This is a genomic window from Actinomadura sp. RB99 (assembly GCF_014706005.1).
In the GTDB taxonomy this organism is placed as follows: Bacteria; Actinomycetota; Actinomycetes; order Streptosporangiales; family Streptosporangiaceae; genus Spirillospora.
This window is the reverse complement of record NZ_JABMCA010000031.1, coordinates 66342-80685: the sequence shown is the minus strand read 5'-3', so window position 1 is coordinate 80685 and position 14344 is coordinate 66342. Positions and strand designations below refer to the sequence as shown.

Genomic DNA, 14344 nt, shown 5'->3' with positions numbered 1-14344 from the left:
GGTCAGGGTATCGGCGCGAATGTCGTTATGAGCCGGACTTTGCAGAGGTGCGGCGGCGGGTCGGCGTCTTCTTCTTCCCGCCGCCCGCGGCCACCTTCTCACGCCGTTCCGCGAGCAGTTCCGCGGCGCGCTGGATCGTGATGGACTCGACCTCGTCGCCCTTGCGCAGGCTGGCGTTCGTCTCGCCGTCGGTGACGTACGGGCCGAACCGGCCCTCCTTCACCACCACCGGCTTGTCGCTCGCCGGGTCCTTGCCGAGCTCGCGCAGCGGCGCCGCCGCGGCGGCCCGCCGGCCCCGCTGCTTCGGCTGCGCCAGCAGCTCCTTCGCCTGCTCCAGCGTGACGGTGAAGAGCTCCTCCTCCGACCCGAGCGAGCGGCTGTCGGTGCCCTTCTTGATGTACGGCCCGAACCGGCCGTTCTGCGCCGTCACCGGCTCGCCGTCCAGCTCGCCCAGCGTCCGGGGCAGCGACAGCAGCTTCAGCGCGTCGTCCAGCGTGATCGTGTCCAGCGACATCGACTTGAACAGCGAGCCCGTGCGCGGCTTCGGCGCGTCGGCCTTCTTCGTGCGCTTCTTCTTCTCGCCCTCGGCGGGCGGCGCGGCCTCGGGCAGGATCTCGGTGACGTACGGGCCGAACCGCCCCGACTTCGCCACGATCATGTGCCCGGTCTCGGGGTCGACGCCCAGCTCCCGGTCGCCGCTCGGCTGCGCGAGCAGCTCCTCGGCCTTCTCCGCCGTCAGCTCGTCCGGCGCGATGTCGTCGGGGATGTTGACCCGCTCGCCGTCCCGGTCCAGGTACGAGCCGTACCGGCCGACTCGGACCACGATGTCGGAGCCCTTCACCGGGAACGAGCTGATCCCCTTGGCGTCGATGTCCCCGATGTCCTCGGTGAGCTCCTTCAGCCCCTCTTCGCCGTTGTCGCCGAAGTAGAACCGGGTCAGCCACCGGACGCGCTCGGCCTCGCCGCGGGCGATCTCGTCGAGACCGTCCTCCATGTGCGCGGTGAAGTCGTAGTCGACCAGGTTGCCGAAGTGCTGCTCCAGCAGGTTCACCACGGCGAACGCCAGGAACGACGGGACGAGCGCCGTGCCCTTCTTGAACACGTAGCCGCGGTCCAGGATCGTCCCGATGATCGAGGCGTAGGTGGACGGGCGGCCGATCTCCCGCTCCTCCAGCTCCTTGACCAGGCTCGCCTCGGTGTAGCGGGCCGGCGGGCGGGTCGAGTGGCCCTCGGCGTCCACCGCGTTCGCCGACAGCGGGTCGCCCTGCTCCAGGTTCGGCAGCCGCCGCTCCTGGTCGTCGCGGTCGGTGGACGGGTCGTCCGCGCTCTCCACGTACGCCTTGAGGAACCCGTGGAAGGTGATCGTCTTACCGGTCGCGCCGAACTCGGCCAGCTCGTTCTGCGTGGACGTGCCCGTCACCCGGATCGACACCGAGCGGCCCGCCGCGTCCTTCATCTGCGACGCGATCGTCCGCTTCCAGATCAGCTCGTACAGCCGGAACTGGTCGCCGGACAGGCCCGTCTCGGCGGGCGTCCGGAAGCTGTCGCCCGCGGGGCGGATCGCCTCGTGCGCCTCCTGCGCGTTCTTCACCTTCGACTGGTAGACGCGCGGCTTGTCCGGCACGTACTCGCCGCCGAACAGGGTCGCGGCCTGCCGCCGCGCCGCCGTGATCGCCGTCTCGGACAGCGTGATCGAGTCGGTTCGCATGTAGGTGATGAAGCCGTTCTCGTACAGCTTCTGCGCCACCGACATCGTGTACTTCGCGGAGAAGCCCAGCTTGCGGCTGGCCTCCTGCTGCAACGTGGTCGTCCGGAACGGCGGGTACGGCTTGCGCGTGTACGGCTTGGACTCGACCGACTTGACCTCGTACGGCCTGCCGCGCAGCCGGTCGGCCAGCGCGCGCGCCGACGGCTCGTCCAGGTGCAGCGCGTCCTTCGTCTTCAGTGTGCCGTCGGACGCGAAGTCGCGGCCCTGCGCGACCCGCTTGCCGTCGACGGAGACGAGCCCGGCCTTGAACGCCTTGGGCTCGTCCTCCTTGCCGGTGTCGAACTCGGCGAGGATGTCCCAGTAGTGCGCCGGGACGAACGCGATGCGCTCGCGCTCCCGCTCCACCACCAGCCGCGTCGCCACCGACTGCACCCGGCCCGCCGACAGCTTCGGCATGACCTTCTTCCACAGGACCGGGCTGACCTCGTAGCCGTACAGGCGGTCCAGGACGCGGCGCGTCTCCTGCGCGTTCACCAGCGGCATGTTCAGCTGGCGCGGGTTCGCGGCGGCGCGCTGGATCGCGTCCTTGGTGATCTCGTTGAAGACCATCCGGTGCACGGGGACCTTGGGGTTCAGGACCTCCTGGAGGTGCCAGGCGATCGCCTCGCCCTCCCGGTCCTCGTCCGTCGCGAGGAAGAGCTCGTCGGCCTCCGCCAGCAGCTTCTTGAGCTTGGCGACCTGCTGCCTCTTGTCGGAGTTGACCACGTACAGCGGCTCGAAGTCGTGCTCGACGTTCACGCCGAGCTTCGCCCACGGCTCGCCCTTGTACTTGGCCGGCACCTCCGAGGCGCTCCCGGGCAGGTCCCGGATATGGCCGATACTGGACTCCACGATGTAGCCACGGCCCAGGTAACCCGCGATCGTCTTCGCCTTCGCAGGCGACTCGACGATCACCAGGCGCGTTCCGGCGCCGTTCGCCCGGCCACTCTTCGCAGTGCCGTTCTTGGCTGGCACAGTCGCTCCAACCTCGCTGTCTGGTCTTCTAGCTCACACTCTTCTTACACAGGCTTCCTACAACGTCGCATCATGGCGGGTTCATGCCCGGATGCCCCACTGCCGCCCCTTCGGTTCCGCTCCGCCCGCGGCGGGCGCAACTCTCATCCGCCGCTCGCCTCCGGACAGGATGACATGCCGCCACCACCCGTGCGGACCGGGCCGCCCACCGTACGATGCACAACACCCGGTCCACCAAGTAATAATGGTCGCAATGGTGCAGTACACCTACCTCGTCCTGTCACTGCCGGCCGGCACCACGCGTGACACCGCCCGGCAGATCCTGACCGAGCACGCCGAACACGGCGGCTGGGAGATCGATCGGTTGCGCCTCTACCCGGACGGCCGCCGCCGTATTCAACTGCGCCGCAAGGTCATCCGGGCCGTCCGCACGTTCTGACCGCCCCGCCGGGCGTTCCGGCCGTTCCGGCCGATGGCGGAGGTTCGCTCCGTTTCCCCCGTTCCCGGTGATCAGGGGCCGTTCGCGGCGGGTCCGCCGAGTCTCGGACGGATCGTAGCACTACGTACGAATGCTATGACGTCCCGTAATCATAGTCGCCGGGCGGCGTGCTCGGACCGGCGTCCGGAAAAGGCTTCGCCCGCCCCGGACCGCGCCTCCGGGACGGGCGAAGCGTTCGTGGACGGGCCTGCCGGGCGGGAGTGGATCACCGCCCGGCAGGCCCCGCTGGACCGGCCCTCACCCGCCGGCCGTGACCGGCGGGCGCGGGCCGGGCCCGGTCGGCGGCCGGCGGGAACCGGCCGGCCGCGGACTCGGATCGGTCAGCCGCGCGCGGGGCGCCGGCGGCGGGTCAGCGCGACCGCGCCGGCGAACGCCGCGGCGATCACCGCCGTGCCGAGCGCCCACAGCGACCCGTCCTCGGCGGCGGGCGCGATCGGCGTGCGCTCGGCGACGGTCCGGACCGGGCCGAGGTCCTTCACGGCCCCGGGCGCCTGGACGGCCCCGGCGGGCAGCGCGGCCTTCCCCGCCACGGGCAGCTTGACCGCACCGGTCTTCGGGAGCTTGACCGCACCGGTCTTGGGCAGCTTGACGGCGCCGGTCTTGGGGAGCTTGACGGCGTTCGTCCCCGGCAGGCCGGTGTTCGGCAGCGGGTCGCCGGAGCGGGACGTGCGGGCGTTCGGGCCCACCGGGACGACCGGGGCTACGGGCAGCGCCTTCCCGGCGTTCCCGGTCACCGCGCCCGGGTTCAGCGGCAGCGTCGCGATCGTCATGCCGTTGCCGCCGGTGCCGCCGGTGCCGCCGGTGCCGCCGGTCCGCCTACCGGCGGCGAGGCCGTTGACCTTGGGCGTGATCTTCGGCGTCATGGCGCCGCCGAGCAGGGCGTTCACCGTCGGCAGCGAGCCCTGGACGGGCAGGCTCCGCACGCCGGGCAGCTGCGAGGCGGCGACCGGGCCCAGGGACGGGGCACCGGTCCGCTGCGCGGCGGCGGTCCGCTGCGCACCGGCGTTCGGCAGCAGGTTCGTCGCGGACAGGACGTCCGAAACCGGGACGCTCTTGGTCGCGGGCACGCCGTTCACCTGCCCGACGACCCCGGACAGGGCCTGGCCGGCGTCCGGCAGCCCGGTCACCGGCAGCCCGGCCGCGGGCGAGCCGGTCGCGGGCAGGCCGGCCGGCCCGCCGTCGCGGTGGTTCGCGGTGGCGGGCAGCTTCGGCAGGACGGGCAGCCCAGGGTTCACCGGCAGCGGGGCCGGGTTCTGGCCCGCGGACCGGGCATAGGGGTGGTACCCGCCGAAGCCGGGGCCGTCCTGGCAGTGCCCGAGGGCTCGGCCGACCACGGCGCCGGCGTTCCCGCACGCGTCCACGGGAGCCTTCGCCGGGGCGTGGGCCTGGTTCCCGCCGCCGACGCTGCCGTTGCCGGACGTCCGGCCGCCGGACCCCTGCGGGCCCTGGACCAGCGTCTGCCCGTTGCAGTGCGCGGCGGCCGCGCCGACGACCGCGGCGGCGTTGCCGCAGACGTCGACGGGCGCGGTGATCGGCGCGTTGCCCTGGTTGCCGCCGCCGACGCTGCCGGTGCCGGAGGTGTGCTGGCCGCCGCCGGAGCTGCTGCGCGCGTGCGCGCCGCCCTCGCAGTACGCGCCCGCCCGGCCGACCAGCGCCGCGGCGTTGCCGCAGACGGTCGCGGGGACGCTGATCGGCGCGTTCGCCTGGTTGCCGCCGAGGACGCTCGACACCCCGTCGGTCTTCTGCCCGCCGGACCCGTGCCCGCCGTTGCGCACCGACGCGCCGCCCTCGCATTCGGCGAGGGCGCCGCCGATCGCGTTGCCGCACACGTCCAGCGGCGCGCTGACGGGGGCGTTCGCCTGGTTCCCTCCGATCACGCTGTGCAGCCCGGACGTCTGCTGGCCCGCCCCGGTGCGCCCGCCGTTCTTGACGATCGCGCCGCCCTCGCAGCCGGCCACGGCCTGGCCGACGATCGCGACCGCGTTCCCGCAGACGTTCACCGGCGCGCTGATCGGCGCGTTGACCTGGTTGCCCGCGATGACGCCGAGCGCGCCGTTCGTCGTCTGCCCGCCGCGGCCGTGGCCCGACCCGCCGCCGTTGTGCACGGTCGCGCCGCCCTTGCAGCCCGCCTCCGCCTTGCCGATGATCACCACGGCGTTGCCGCAGACGTCCACGGGCGCGGAGATCGGTGCGTTCACCTGGTTCCCGCCGATCACGCTGTGCTCACCGGACGTCTTCTGCCCGCCGGACCCGCCGCCGTTGACCACCGACGAGCCGCCCTTGCAGCCCGCGTCCGCCTTGCCGATCAGCGCGACCGCGTTGCCGCAGGCGTTCACCGGCGCGCTGATCGGCGCGGTCACCTGGTTACCGCCACCGACGCTGCCTCTGCCGGAGGTGTGCTGGCCGCCTCCGCCGCCGCCGTTCAGCACGGACGCGCCGCCCTTGGACGCGCCGTGGCCGCTGCCGACGATCCCGGCGCCGTTCCCGCTGACCTCGACCGGCGCCGAGATCGGCAGGTCGACCTGGTTGCCGCCGAGGACGCTGCCGTCGCCGTTGGTGGCGTCGGCGAAGGCGTTGGCGGGAACGACGCTGACACCGAGGGCGACGAAACTCGCGGTGAGCGCCGCCGTGCGCGCGGTGCTTTTTGCCCACGTTCGCATGATGCTCCGTTCGGGTGATGAGGAAAGGAATGCCGAGACAGCGGTTCGGTCTCGGGAAAGGACACGCCTGACGGCACGCTCCGACCGGGCCCGAGCCGCACGGGCCCACGCCGGGAGCGTTCTGATCAGGGATTAGTCAGGCGCGAAGGAGGGCTCGTCCGCAGCGGTGCGGACGGCCGGGGGAACCGCGCCGAAACGGCGCGGAACGCAGGCTCGCGGCGGAGCCGGAGCCCAGGGGAGAACCGTCGGCAGGCCGGCGGCGGCACCGATAGGAACACCGCCGCAGGTCGCCGAATGCGTGCCGGACTGGCCCGGCGCCTGGAAGGGCGCGGGGTGCCGCTCGATGGCACGGTGATGCCGGGTATGGGACGCCTGGCGCGTCCCGGAGACCTCCTGTGACCGGCCCGGCGACCGGTGCACCGCCACCACGCTCCTCGCCGTGCGGCGGGGAGCGCCGTGCGCCTTCTGCGGACCGGTGGCCCGTTCCGCCGACGCCGCGGCCTTCGCCGCTCGCGCCGGCCGTTGGGGCGCCGCCGGCTTCAGGGGGTCGACCGGTGCCAGTGCCTGCACGGGCGTCCGGTGCTTCACGGCCCCGGCCACCGACGGGAGCGGTGTCCGGGGGGCCTTCAGCACGCCGGCCAGCGCCGGAGCGCCGTCCGCGACGGCCGTGGCCGACGTGGCCGGGACCGTCTCACCGGCCGGTGCGGCCGGGACGGACGGCACCGGCCGGACGGGCGGCGCCGGAAGCTCGGCGGCGCGGGCGGTGGCGTGCTGCGCCATGCCGCCGAGGAGCCAGCCCGCGATCAGCAGGCCGGCGAGGACGAGCAGCCGCCGGGCGATCCGCCCGGTGACGGCACGGCGCGGCAGGACGGGGACCGCCCCTGCCCGCGCCGCGACACCCGCCACCGTGAGACCTCCGTTGCGACCGCCGCCCATCCCTCACGGGACGGGCGGTTCCCTACGAACGGTGACGATAGCACCACGCATCGCATTGGCAACGGGAATTTCAAGACCGGTCGAGGAATTGGTCGAGAACGCGCGCTCCGAAGCGGAGACCGTCCACGGGAACGCGCTCGTCGATGCCATGGAACATTCCGGAAAAGTCCAACTCTGGGGGCAATTTCAGCGGCGCGAAACCGAAACACCGCATCCCCAGCCGCGCGAACGACTTGGCGTCCGTCCCGCCGCTCAGGCAGTACGGGACCGGCAGGGCACCCGGGTCCTCCGAGGTCAGCGCCGCCTCCATCGCGGCGACCAGCGCGCCCTCGTACTCGGTCTCCACCGCGTGGTCGTGATGCACGAATTCGCGCTCGACGCCCGGCCCGAGAAGTTCGTCCACCGTCGCGAAGAAATCGTCCTCGAAACCCGGCAGGAAACGTCCGTCCACCTGAGCCGTCGCGCTCTGCGGAATCACATTCGTCTTGTACCCCGCGTCCAGCCGGGTCGGGTTCAGCGTGTGCCGCAGCGTCGCCCCGATCATCCGCGCCAGCGGGCCGATCTTCTCCAGGGCCTCCTCCGGGTGCTCCGGATCGAACTCGACCCCGTACGCCAGGCACGCCCGCTCCAGGAACGCCCGCACCGTCTTCGTGAGCCGCACCGGGAACTCGTGCTCGCCGAGCCGCGCCACGGCCGCCGCCAGCGCCGTCACGGCGTTGTCCGGATGCACCATCGACCCGTGCCCGGCGGTCCCCTTGGCGGTCAGGTTCATCCACGCGATGCCCTTCTCCGCCGTCTCGATCAGGTACATCCGCTTGTCGCCCGGCACGGTCAGGCTGAACCCGCCGACCTCACCGACGGCCTCGGTGCACCCCTCGAACAGCTCCGGATGCTCGTCGACGAGCCACTGCGCGCCCCACTTCCCGCCGGCCTCCTCGTCCGCCAGGAAGGCGAGCACCACGTCCCGCGGCGGCCTGCGCCCCTCCCGGAGCCGCTGCCGCGCGACCGCGAGGATCATCGCGTCCATGTCCTTCATGTCCACGGCCCCGCGGCCCCAGACGCACCCGTCCGCGATCTCCCCGCCGAACGGGTCCCGCGTCCAGTCCTCCCTCCGCGCCGGCACCACGTCGAGGTGCCCGTGCAGCAGGAGGGCGTCGCGCCCCGGATCCTCCCCCTCGATCCGCGCGACCACGCTCGCCCTGCCCGGGTGCGACTCGAGGATCCGCGCCTCCAGCCCCACCTCCGCGAGCTTCTCCGCGACGTACTCCGCCGCGACCCGCTCGCCGGGTCCCGAATGATCTCCCGGATTGCTCGTGTCGATCCGGATCAGCTCCTGGCAGAGCCCGACGACCTCGTCCTCAGCGGTCGGCTGGTGGGCCACAGTGATCACCTTCGCGCTAGCCGTCCTCGTACCCCACCATCGTGCCCGCTCGATCGACTTCGCCGCGACTCGGCTCCTTTGGTATGGTGAAGCCCGCCGCAGCACGCTGCGGCCTGCGACCGGTCCGGGTGGCGGAATAGGCAGACGCGCTAGCTTGAGGTGCTAGTGCCCTTCACGGGGCATGGGGGTTCAAGTCCCCCCTCGGACACAAACCATCTGCACATGTGGAAGCCGGGGCCACCCTGGCTTCCACAAGTTTTTTCTCGGGGTAGTACGTCATCGTGAGCCCGAGCTTGGTGTAGAGATCCGCCTTGTCGTCCGGACGCGCGCGCACGACCGCGTCGACCAGGCCACCGGCCCGCCGCAGCAGCTCCGCCACCACATCTGGAGAGACCGCCTGGTCGGTGGGCACGGCACGGAGCTCGCCTACCACCCGCTGTCGTTCCTGTTTGGTCTCGTTGATCCACTTGGCGACCTGGACGGCGTCGGCACCGGCGTTCAACGCCGCCCGGTACTGGGTGAGACGCTGGTCACAGGCGGCGAGCTGTTTGCAGAGCTGGGTCTCGGCCGGGTTCTCAGTAGCGCGGGCCTGCTCGGTCATCGCCGCGATGGTGGCCTGGATCCGGGCGGGTGAGAACGCGGTCGCAAGCCAGGTGTCGATGTCCTCGATGATCTCTGCTTCGCGCAGGTAGACGACCTTGGGGTGGACGATCTTGTTGACGAGCGCGTACTCGGCCGGGAACCGGCACCGGTAGTACGCCTGGTCGTTGTTCCAATTGCCCTGCATCCTTCGTTCGCAGTATCCGCAGTACAGGCGCCCCCGAAACGCGTACGGGCGCCGGGTGCGATGCGGCTTGTGGGTAGCAGGGCCGCGCCCCCGCGAGGCCAGGATCGCTTGGGCGCGTTCGAACTCCTCGATGGACACGAGCGGCTCATGGGCTTGCTGTTCGGACCAGACCCACTGGTCGCGGTCGTTCCAGCGCAGCTTGGTGGTGTGGCCGAGGGCGACGTCGTCGACGTCGAGCAGGACCTCGTCTTTGCGCTGCTTGTTCCACACTTGGCGGCCGGTGTAGCGCGGGTTGGTGATGATGACCCGCACCGCCGACTTCGACCAGGCGACCTGAACGCGATGCGAGTTGCGGTCCGGGTCGGCGGCCGAGGGACTGGGGATACCTTCGCGGGTGAGTTCCTCGGCGATGTCGAACAGCCCGCGCCCGGCGATGAACTGCACGAAGATCCACTTCACCACCAGGGAGTACGCCGGATGCGGGACCAGCCTCCGCAGGCGCTTGCCGTCCGCCGCCTTGGCCGGGTTGGGGTGCGGACCGGCGTCCACCAGCTCATACCCGTAAGGCGGGCGCCCGCCCAGGTAGCGGCCCTCGGTCGCGGTGATGGCGGCCATGGCCGACCGGACGCGGATCTTGATGCGGTTCCGCTCTCCCTTGGATAGGCCACCGAAAACTCCCATGATCATGTCGTGGGCCTCGTTGGCCGGGTCGATCGGCCCTCCGACCTCGGGTACCCACAGCGGCACCCGGAAGTGCTCGAACAGCGGGAACGTCAGCGAGTACTGGTTGCCGTAGAACGCGCGGTGCGGCTCCCCGACCACCACCGCGTCGAAGTCGCGTGCCGGGTTCTTGAGGGCCTCGACGAGGGCCGAAGCCTGCGGACGGCGCGCCCACGGGATCGAGCGGGACTTGTCGACGTCGAAGTACTCAGCGACGATCATCCCGCCCTTGGGTTCGACCAGCCCCTGCGCACGGCGGAGCTGCCAAGCGCGGGAGGCGGCGGGGTCCTGGTTGTCCTCGGTCGAGACCCGCCCGTAGAAGGCGAACCGCAATCCTTGCGGGGCGGGCGCCTTCGGGAGCGGTGCGCTCGGCTGCGTCATCTGTCTTCCTCCTGCCGGTGTTGCGATCCGGAAACGGGTGCGGAGCGTGCGGCGAGCACGATCCGCAGCAGAACGCGCGCCACCTCCGGCGTGAGGCGTGGCGGCTCGTCCGGCACCGAGACCTGGATCCGTCGTCTGGTCTTGTCCGGGGCGCTCATCGAGTGACCACCCGGCCCGTCCCGGTGTCGTCGCCGAACCGGGACCGGCCGGTCGATCCAGCCCGACCTCGTCCGACAAGGTCAAGCCCCGTCAAGCCCGCAACCGCAGGCCGCGAACGCCTCTTGAGCCGGCCTTCCGCCTGCGCTTCAGAGCGACCGGGAAGAGTCATCGGCCGCCTCCGGCGCCCGGCTCGGTCCGGGCCTGGAACACCAGGAGGTCTTCGTGGGCGGTGGCCATGGCGGGAATGCCGTGATCGCGGAGGCGGCGGGCCTCGGTCATCTGGAAGAACGAGGCGCGGGTGATGATCCGGCCGTCGCGGATGGCGCACAGCAGGGCGGCGAGGCGGTCGACCAGAGTCAGGCCGTGGTGTTCGGCGGTGGCGATGACCTGGCCGGGCAGGTCGACCAGTTCCCCGGTGACCCGGAAGGGGCGGACGGTGACGGCAATGAGCCCGCCGGGTCGCAGGAGAGTGGTGCAGCCGGCGAGGATGCGGCCGAAGCCGTTCAGGAGTTCGGTGGTGGGTCGGTGGGCCAGGTTGGCGCGGTCGGTGGAGTAGCGGTTGTGCCACTTGTCGACGCGGCCGCCGCCGTTGTCTCTGGCGGTGCGCACGTGCCCGTGCGTGGTGGATCCGTAGGGCGGTGAGGTGAGAACGAGTGCGGCACGGCCTTCCCGCTCAGCGAGTGCGGTGGCTATGTTGCGGGCGTCGCCGTGGACGACCTGTGCGGTGCCGGTGGCGCCTTGGGCTCGGGCGTGGCGGAGGTTGGCGGCCGCCATCTGCGCGAAGTGCGCCTCGTACTCCATGCCGATGGCGTCGCGTCCCTGGTGGACGGCCTCGACGAGCGTGGTGCCGATCCCGCACATGGGGTCGATCACCAGGTCACCGGGCTCGGTGTAGGCCGCGATGACCTGCGCGGCGATCGCGGGCAACATCTTGGCAGGGTGGGCGATCGACTCGGGGGTGTAGCGGCCTTTGCGCTGGACGCGTGAGGGCTGCTGGCCGGTGAGCAGCACGGAGGTGAACACGCGGCTGTTCACGCCGGTGTTCATGTTCATGCCCGTGTTCATGCCGGTGTTCATCGGGCGCCTCCCTGGCCGTTGCCGCCGGGTCGAGTCAGCAGGCAGACGTCAGCGTGGACACGTGCTGTCGGAGGCAGGGCGCGGGAGCGGATGTCGCGGAGTTGGCCGAGGTCACCAGGGCTGGCTTGGATGAGGAGGGTGTCTCCTTCGACCGGGACGCGGACGGCTATGACGTGCTGGCTGTAGCGGAAACCGGCGGTGCGGGCCTGCTGGATGATCACCGGTGCCGGGTCGACGAGGCGTCCGCGGTGGTGACGGGCGGTGGTGACGACCGCCAGGTGCCCGCCCGGGCGCAGCAGGCGGAACGCGGCGGGCAGGAACGAGCGGGCCTGGAAGGCGCTGTTGACCAGGACATCGGACAGGCAGGCCGGGCACGCGCCACGAGCCTGGCGGGCTCTCGTTCCGGTGTCGGTCGCGGTGGCGCCGGGCGTCGGCGGTGTCGCGATCACCAGGGAGACCTGGCCGAGGTGGTCGGCGATTCCGCGGTGCATCTGGTCGGCGCGGCAGGGCCGCATCTTCACGCGGCCGAGGTGTTCGGTCGGCAGTGCCGCGCGGAGTTGGGTGCCGATGTGGCGGGCGAGCGGGAAGTGCGGGACGCAGGCGACGGCCCGCCGGTCGAGCTGCGCGGCGGCGTGGAGGGTGGCGGCGTTGGCGGTGAACGCCTCGGCGACCAAGTCTCCCTGCTGGGTGGCGGTGGTGATGAGGTGTCGGGCCAGCGCGGTGTTGATGCAGGCACGGTGCCAGTCGCAGGTACGGACCGGCGCGGCGGTGTGCGCTGGCCCCGGACACTGGTGTCCGTCGTGGCGGAACGGCTGGTCGGTGGTGTCGTCGGGACAGAGCCAGACGGTCAGCGGCAGGAGTTGCCGCGCGCCGGTGGCGGGCGTCGGCTCGGGCTGGTCGGTGTTGGTCATGCTGGGTGGCCCGTGATGGCCACCCGGTCCCCGTGTCTCAGCAAGTAACCGACATCCTCAAGCCCGTTCTTGGACACTCGCTGGCGCGATTTCCTGCCCGGTGAACGTGAACACGTCCTGGACATGCGCGGGTCACGGCATCGGGCGTCGGTGGACGCGGAGTGCCCTGCAAGAGGTTCTGAGCAGAGTTTGATCTCTCTTTGCGTGTGCAGCTTCGGAAGGCGTGTTCACGCAGGCGAGCACGGTTGTGTGCAGATGGCTTTCTTTGACTCGCCGGGGCCGTCTTTCGGGCGTTTATCACATGAGCTCGGCGTTCATGCAGGTCACAGCGATTTCGAGCAGATCGCTGACAGGCTCGATCGCGGCTTGGACGAGCGTCTGTCCATAGGGACGGCCGGAGAAGTGTCGATCTTCTGTTCACGGCCTCTGCGGAGATGGCGGCATCCGATCCCGAACCGATCTCTCCGGGGGTTTCCATGCGCACCACCTCGACCCGCCCGACCGCTCCTTCCACCGCTGGCACCGTTGAGTACGCCGAGCGGCCGGCGCGGCAGGAGGACGCCGAGACCACGCACGTCCTGGACGTCGCCGAGACGACGTTCGCGCTGCTGACGCGGGGCCCGGCTCCGCTGTCGGTGGACGGCGCCGTGCTGGGGTGCGGCCTGCCCGCGCGCAAGATCCCGCTCGACGAGCTGCGCGCGATCCTGCTGCACCCAGCGACCGGCCACCACACGCGCGACATCGTGTGGAAGGAGCTCATCGAGCGCGCCCGCCGCAAGGGCTCCTCCTGGGTGATGGGCTGCGTCGGGATCGCGCTGCCGGGTCTGAAGGCGGTCGTGCGTGACCGGCTCCGGCGTCTGGACAACCAGCCCGGCACCGGAACCTGCGACGTGGCCGGTGAGTTCCTGACCGCGTTCTACGACGCCCTGCTCACCATCGACCTGGAGCGCCCGAAGATCGCGGTGCGCCTGCTGGCGCAGTCCGCCAAGGTCGTCGAGCGGCAGTACCGGCCCCGAGCCCGGGTCGTGCCGGTCGACCCCAGCACGCTCGCCCGAGTCGCCCCGTGCTCGTCGCCCTCGAACGGGACCGTCGATGAGCTGCTGGAGGCGGCCGTCCGCCAGGACGTCATCAGCCGCGTCGATGCCGAGATCATCGCCGCGACGCGTCTGGACGGCGTCGCGCCCGCCGAGCTGGCCGAGCGGCTCGGAACGTCGTACGACGCGCTGATGAAGCGCCGCCGCCGCGCCGAGATGCGGCTGGTCGAGGCCATGCGCGGCAACGGTCTCCGCGATGACCTCGGCTACCTGATGTCCAAAACCGGGGTCTGAGCTGTCGGTTACTTAGTGAGAGGAACCCCGGGGGGCGAAGACGGGGCTCGGGCCGGATGCTCACCCGGTCCCCGCCGTCCGACCATCGCCGAGTGCCTTCGAAGGAGGACACCCGCAAGGCCCGGCCCGTCTTCGCCTCGCGGTCCTCTCTCCACCGCAGCCATTCGTCGTTCCCGCGCTGTCCGCGCTTCTTCGTTCGCCGCATCGTGCTCGTGCTTGGAGGGCTCCCAGTTGAGCGTCCGCCCGTTCTCCGATCTTCTTTCGTTCCGCCGGCCGCGTGTGAGCAAGCTCCGTCTGGTCGTCGCCGTACTCGTCGGCAGCATCGGCCTCGTGCTGTCGGGCTCGGTGCTCGTGGTCACGGTCACCTCGGTTGCGCAGGCCAGCGCCGAACCGGCCCTGCTGGCCGCCAACGCGCAGCTCGTGCAGGTGATCAACAATCTCCGCAATGTCATCGTCGGGCTGCTGATCGCGCTGGCGACGCTGTTCGCCACGATCGGCGGTGTCCGCTACTTGCTGGCCGGGGGCGACCCCAGCGAGGCCGAGGCGGGTAAGCGCACCCTGCGCAACGCCGCGATCGGATACGGCATCGCCGCGCTGGCCCCAGTATTGGTACAGATCCTCCAGTACATCGTCGGATCCTGAGCGTGCGCGCCTTCCCGGGGAAGGGCTCGCGCTTGCTGGTCCTACTCGGTGCGATGGCACTCGCTAGCGTCTGCGTGCTGAGCGCGGTCCCGCACGCCAACGCGGTTGAGCCTTCACCGAGCCCGTCGCCATCAGCGGCAC

Annotated in this window: 11 protein-coding genes and 1 tRNA gene; 4 read left to right on the top strand and 8 right to left on the bottom strand. The window is 71.3% G+C overall.

Annotated elements, in window-relative coordinates; translation table 11 throughout:
- Positions 1 to 25: 25 nt before the first annotated feature.
- Positions 26 to 2662 carry a type I DNA topoisomerase gene (topA, locus tag amrb99_RS25945; RefSeq protein WP_190860676.1) on the bottom strand — a complete coding sequence of 879 codons (2637 nt, stop codon included), beginning with the start codon at positions 2660 to 2662 and terminating at the stop codon, positions 26 to 28.
- Between the two features lie 313 nt (positions 2663 to 2975).
- Between topA and amrb99_RS25940 the strand changes: the two genes are divergently transcribed.
- Positions 2976 to 3161 (top strand): DUF5703 family protein, encoded by a 186-nt coding sequence (locus tag amrb99_RS25940; protein WP_151540728.1) that lies wholly within the window; start codon positions 2976 to 2978, stop codon positions 3159 to 3161.
- Positions 3162 to 3541: 380 nt separating this feature from the next.
- On the opposite strand, the gene amrb99_RS25935 is transcribed toward amrb99_RS25940, so the two are convergent.
- The 3 genes from amrb99_RS25935 to amrb99_RS25925 all read right to left on the bottom strand — a co-directional run bounded on the left by amrb99_RS25935 (position 3542) and on the right by amrb99_RS25925 (position 8198).
- Positions 3542 to 5881 (bottom strand): chaplin family protein, encoded by a 2340-nt coding sequence (locus amrb99_RS25935; protein WP_190860628.1) that lies wholly within the window; start codon positions 5879 to 5881, stop codon positions 3542 to 3544.
- Positions 5882 to 6013: 132 nt separating this feature from the next.
- Positions 6014 to 6787, bottom strand: coding sequence for a hypothetical protein (locus tag amrb99_RS25930; protein WP_190860627.1), 774 nt, complete (start codon positions 6785 to 6787; stop codon positions 6014 to 6016).
- A 100-nt stretch (positions 6788 to 6887) separates the two neighbouring features.
- The gene (locus amrb99_RS25925) at positions 6888 to 8198 is read right to left on the bottom strand and encodes a M20/M25/M40 family metallo-hydrolase (protein WP_347256859.1); all 1311 of its coding nucleotides are present in this window, start codon (positions 8196 to 8198) and stop codon (positions 6888 to 6890) included.
- Between the two features lie 122 nt (positions 8199 to 8320).
- On the opposite strand from amrb99_RS25925, the gene amrb99_RS25920 reads away from it, so the two are divergent.
- Positions 8321 to 8406 (top strand) — tRNA-Leu (locus tag amrb99_RS25920).
- Here amrb99_RS25920 and amrb99_RS25915 read toward each other — a convergent pair.
- The 4 genes from amrb99_RS25915 to amrb99_RS25900 all read right to left on the bottom strand — a co-directional run bounded on the left by amrb99_RS25915 (position 8371) and on the right by amrb99_RS25900 (position 12233).
- Positions 8371 to 10086 (bottom strand): recombinase family protein, encoded by a 1716-nt coding sequence (locus amrb99_RS25915; protein WP_190860623.1) that lies wholly within the window; start codon positions 10084 to 10086, stop codon positions 8371 to 8373. The genes amrb99_RS25920 and amrb99_RS25915 overlap by 36 nt on opposite strands.
- Complete coding sequence (locus tag amrb99_RS25910; RefSeq protein ID WP_190860621.1) at positions 10083 to 10244, bottom strand: hypothetical protein; 162 nt, start codon at positions 10242 to 10244, stop codon at positions 10083 to 10085. Before amrb99_RS25910 ends, amrb99_RS25915 begins: the two co-directional genes overlap by 4 nt.
- Before the next feature lie 166 nt (positions 10245 to 10410).
- Positions 10411 to 11322 (bottom strand): DNA methyltransferase, encoded by a 912-nt coding sequence (locus tag amrb99_RS25905; RefSeq protein WP_190860619.1) that lies wholly within the window; start codon positions 11320 to 11322, stop codon positions 10411 to 10413.
- Complete coding sequence (locus amrb99_RS25900) at positions 11319 to 12233, bottom strand: hypothetical protein (protein WP_190860617.1); 915 nt, start codon at positions 12231 to 12233, stop codon at positions 11319 to 11321. Before amrb99_RS25900 ends, amrb99_RS25905 begins: the two co-directional genes overlap by 4 nt.
- A gap of 476 nt (positions 12234 to 12709) precedes the next feature.
- On the opposite strand from amrb99_RS25900, the gene amrb99_RS25895 reads away from it, so the two are divergent.
- Both amrb99_RS25895 and amrb99_RS25890 read left to right on the top strand, forming a co-directional pair.
- Positions 12710 to 13561, top strand: a complete 852-nt coding sequence (locus tag amrb99_RS25895) for a hypothetical protein (protein ID WP_190860615.1) — start codon at positions 12710 to 12712, stop codon at positions 13559 to 13561.
- A gap of 216 nt (positions 13562 to 13777) precedes the next feature.
- Positions 13778 to 14203: a pilin gene (locus amrb99_RS25890; RefSeq protein ID WP_241755931.1), complete on the top strand. Its 426-nt coding sequence runs from the start codon at positions 13778 to 13780 to the stop codon at positions 14201 to 14203.
- Positions 14204 to 14344 lie beyond the last annotated feature (141 nt).

Excerpts from the sequence above, each read along its gene's own strand:
- amrb99_RS25910 (WP_190860621.1), bottom strand. The coding sequence starts at position 10,244 with ATGAGCGCCCCGGACAAGACCAGACGACGGATCCAGGTCTCGGTGCCG.
- amrb99_RS25935 (WP_190860628.1), bottom strand. The coding sequence starts at position 5,881 with ATGCGAACGTGGGCAAAAAGCACCGCGCGCACGGCGGCGCTCACCGCG.
- amrb99_RS25940 (WP_151540728.1), top strand. The coding sequence starts at position 2,976 with ATGGTGCAGTACACCTACCTCGTCCTGTCACTGCCGGCCGGCACCACG.
- amrb99_RS25905 (WP_190860619.1), bottom strand. The coding sequence starts at position 11,322 with ATGAACACCGGCATGAACACGGGCATGAACATGAACACCGGCGTGAAC.
- amrb99_RS25900 (WP_190860617.1), bottom strand. The coding sequence starts at position 12,233 with ATGACCAACACCGACCAGCCCGAGCCGACGCCCGCCACCGGCGCGCGG.
- amrb99_RS25915 (WP_190860623.1), bottom strand. The coding sequence starts at position 10,086 with ATGACGCAGCCGAGCGCACCGCTCCCGAAGGCGCCCGCCCCGCAAGGA.
- amrb99_RS25895 (WP_190860615.1), top strand. The coding sequence starts at position 12,710 with ATGCGCACCACCTCGACCCGCCCGACCGCTCCTTCCACCGCTGGCACC.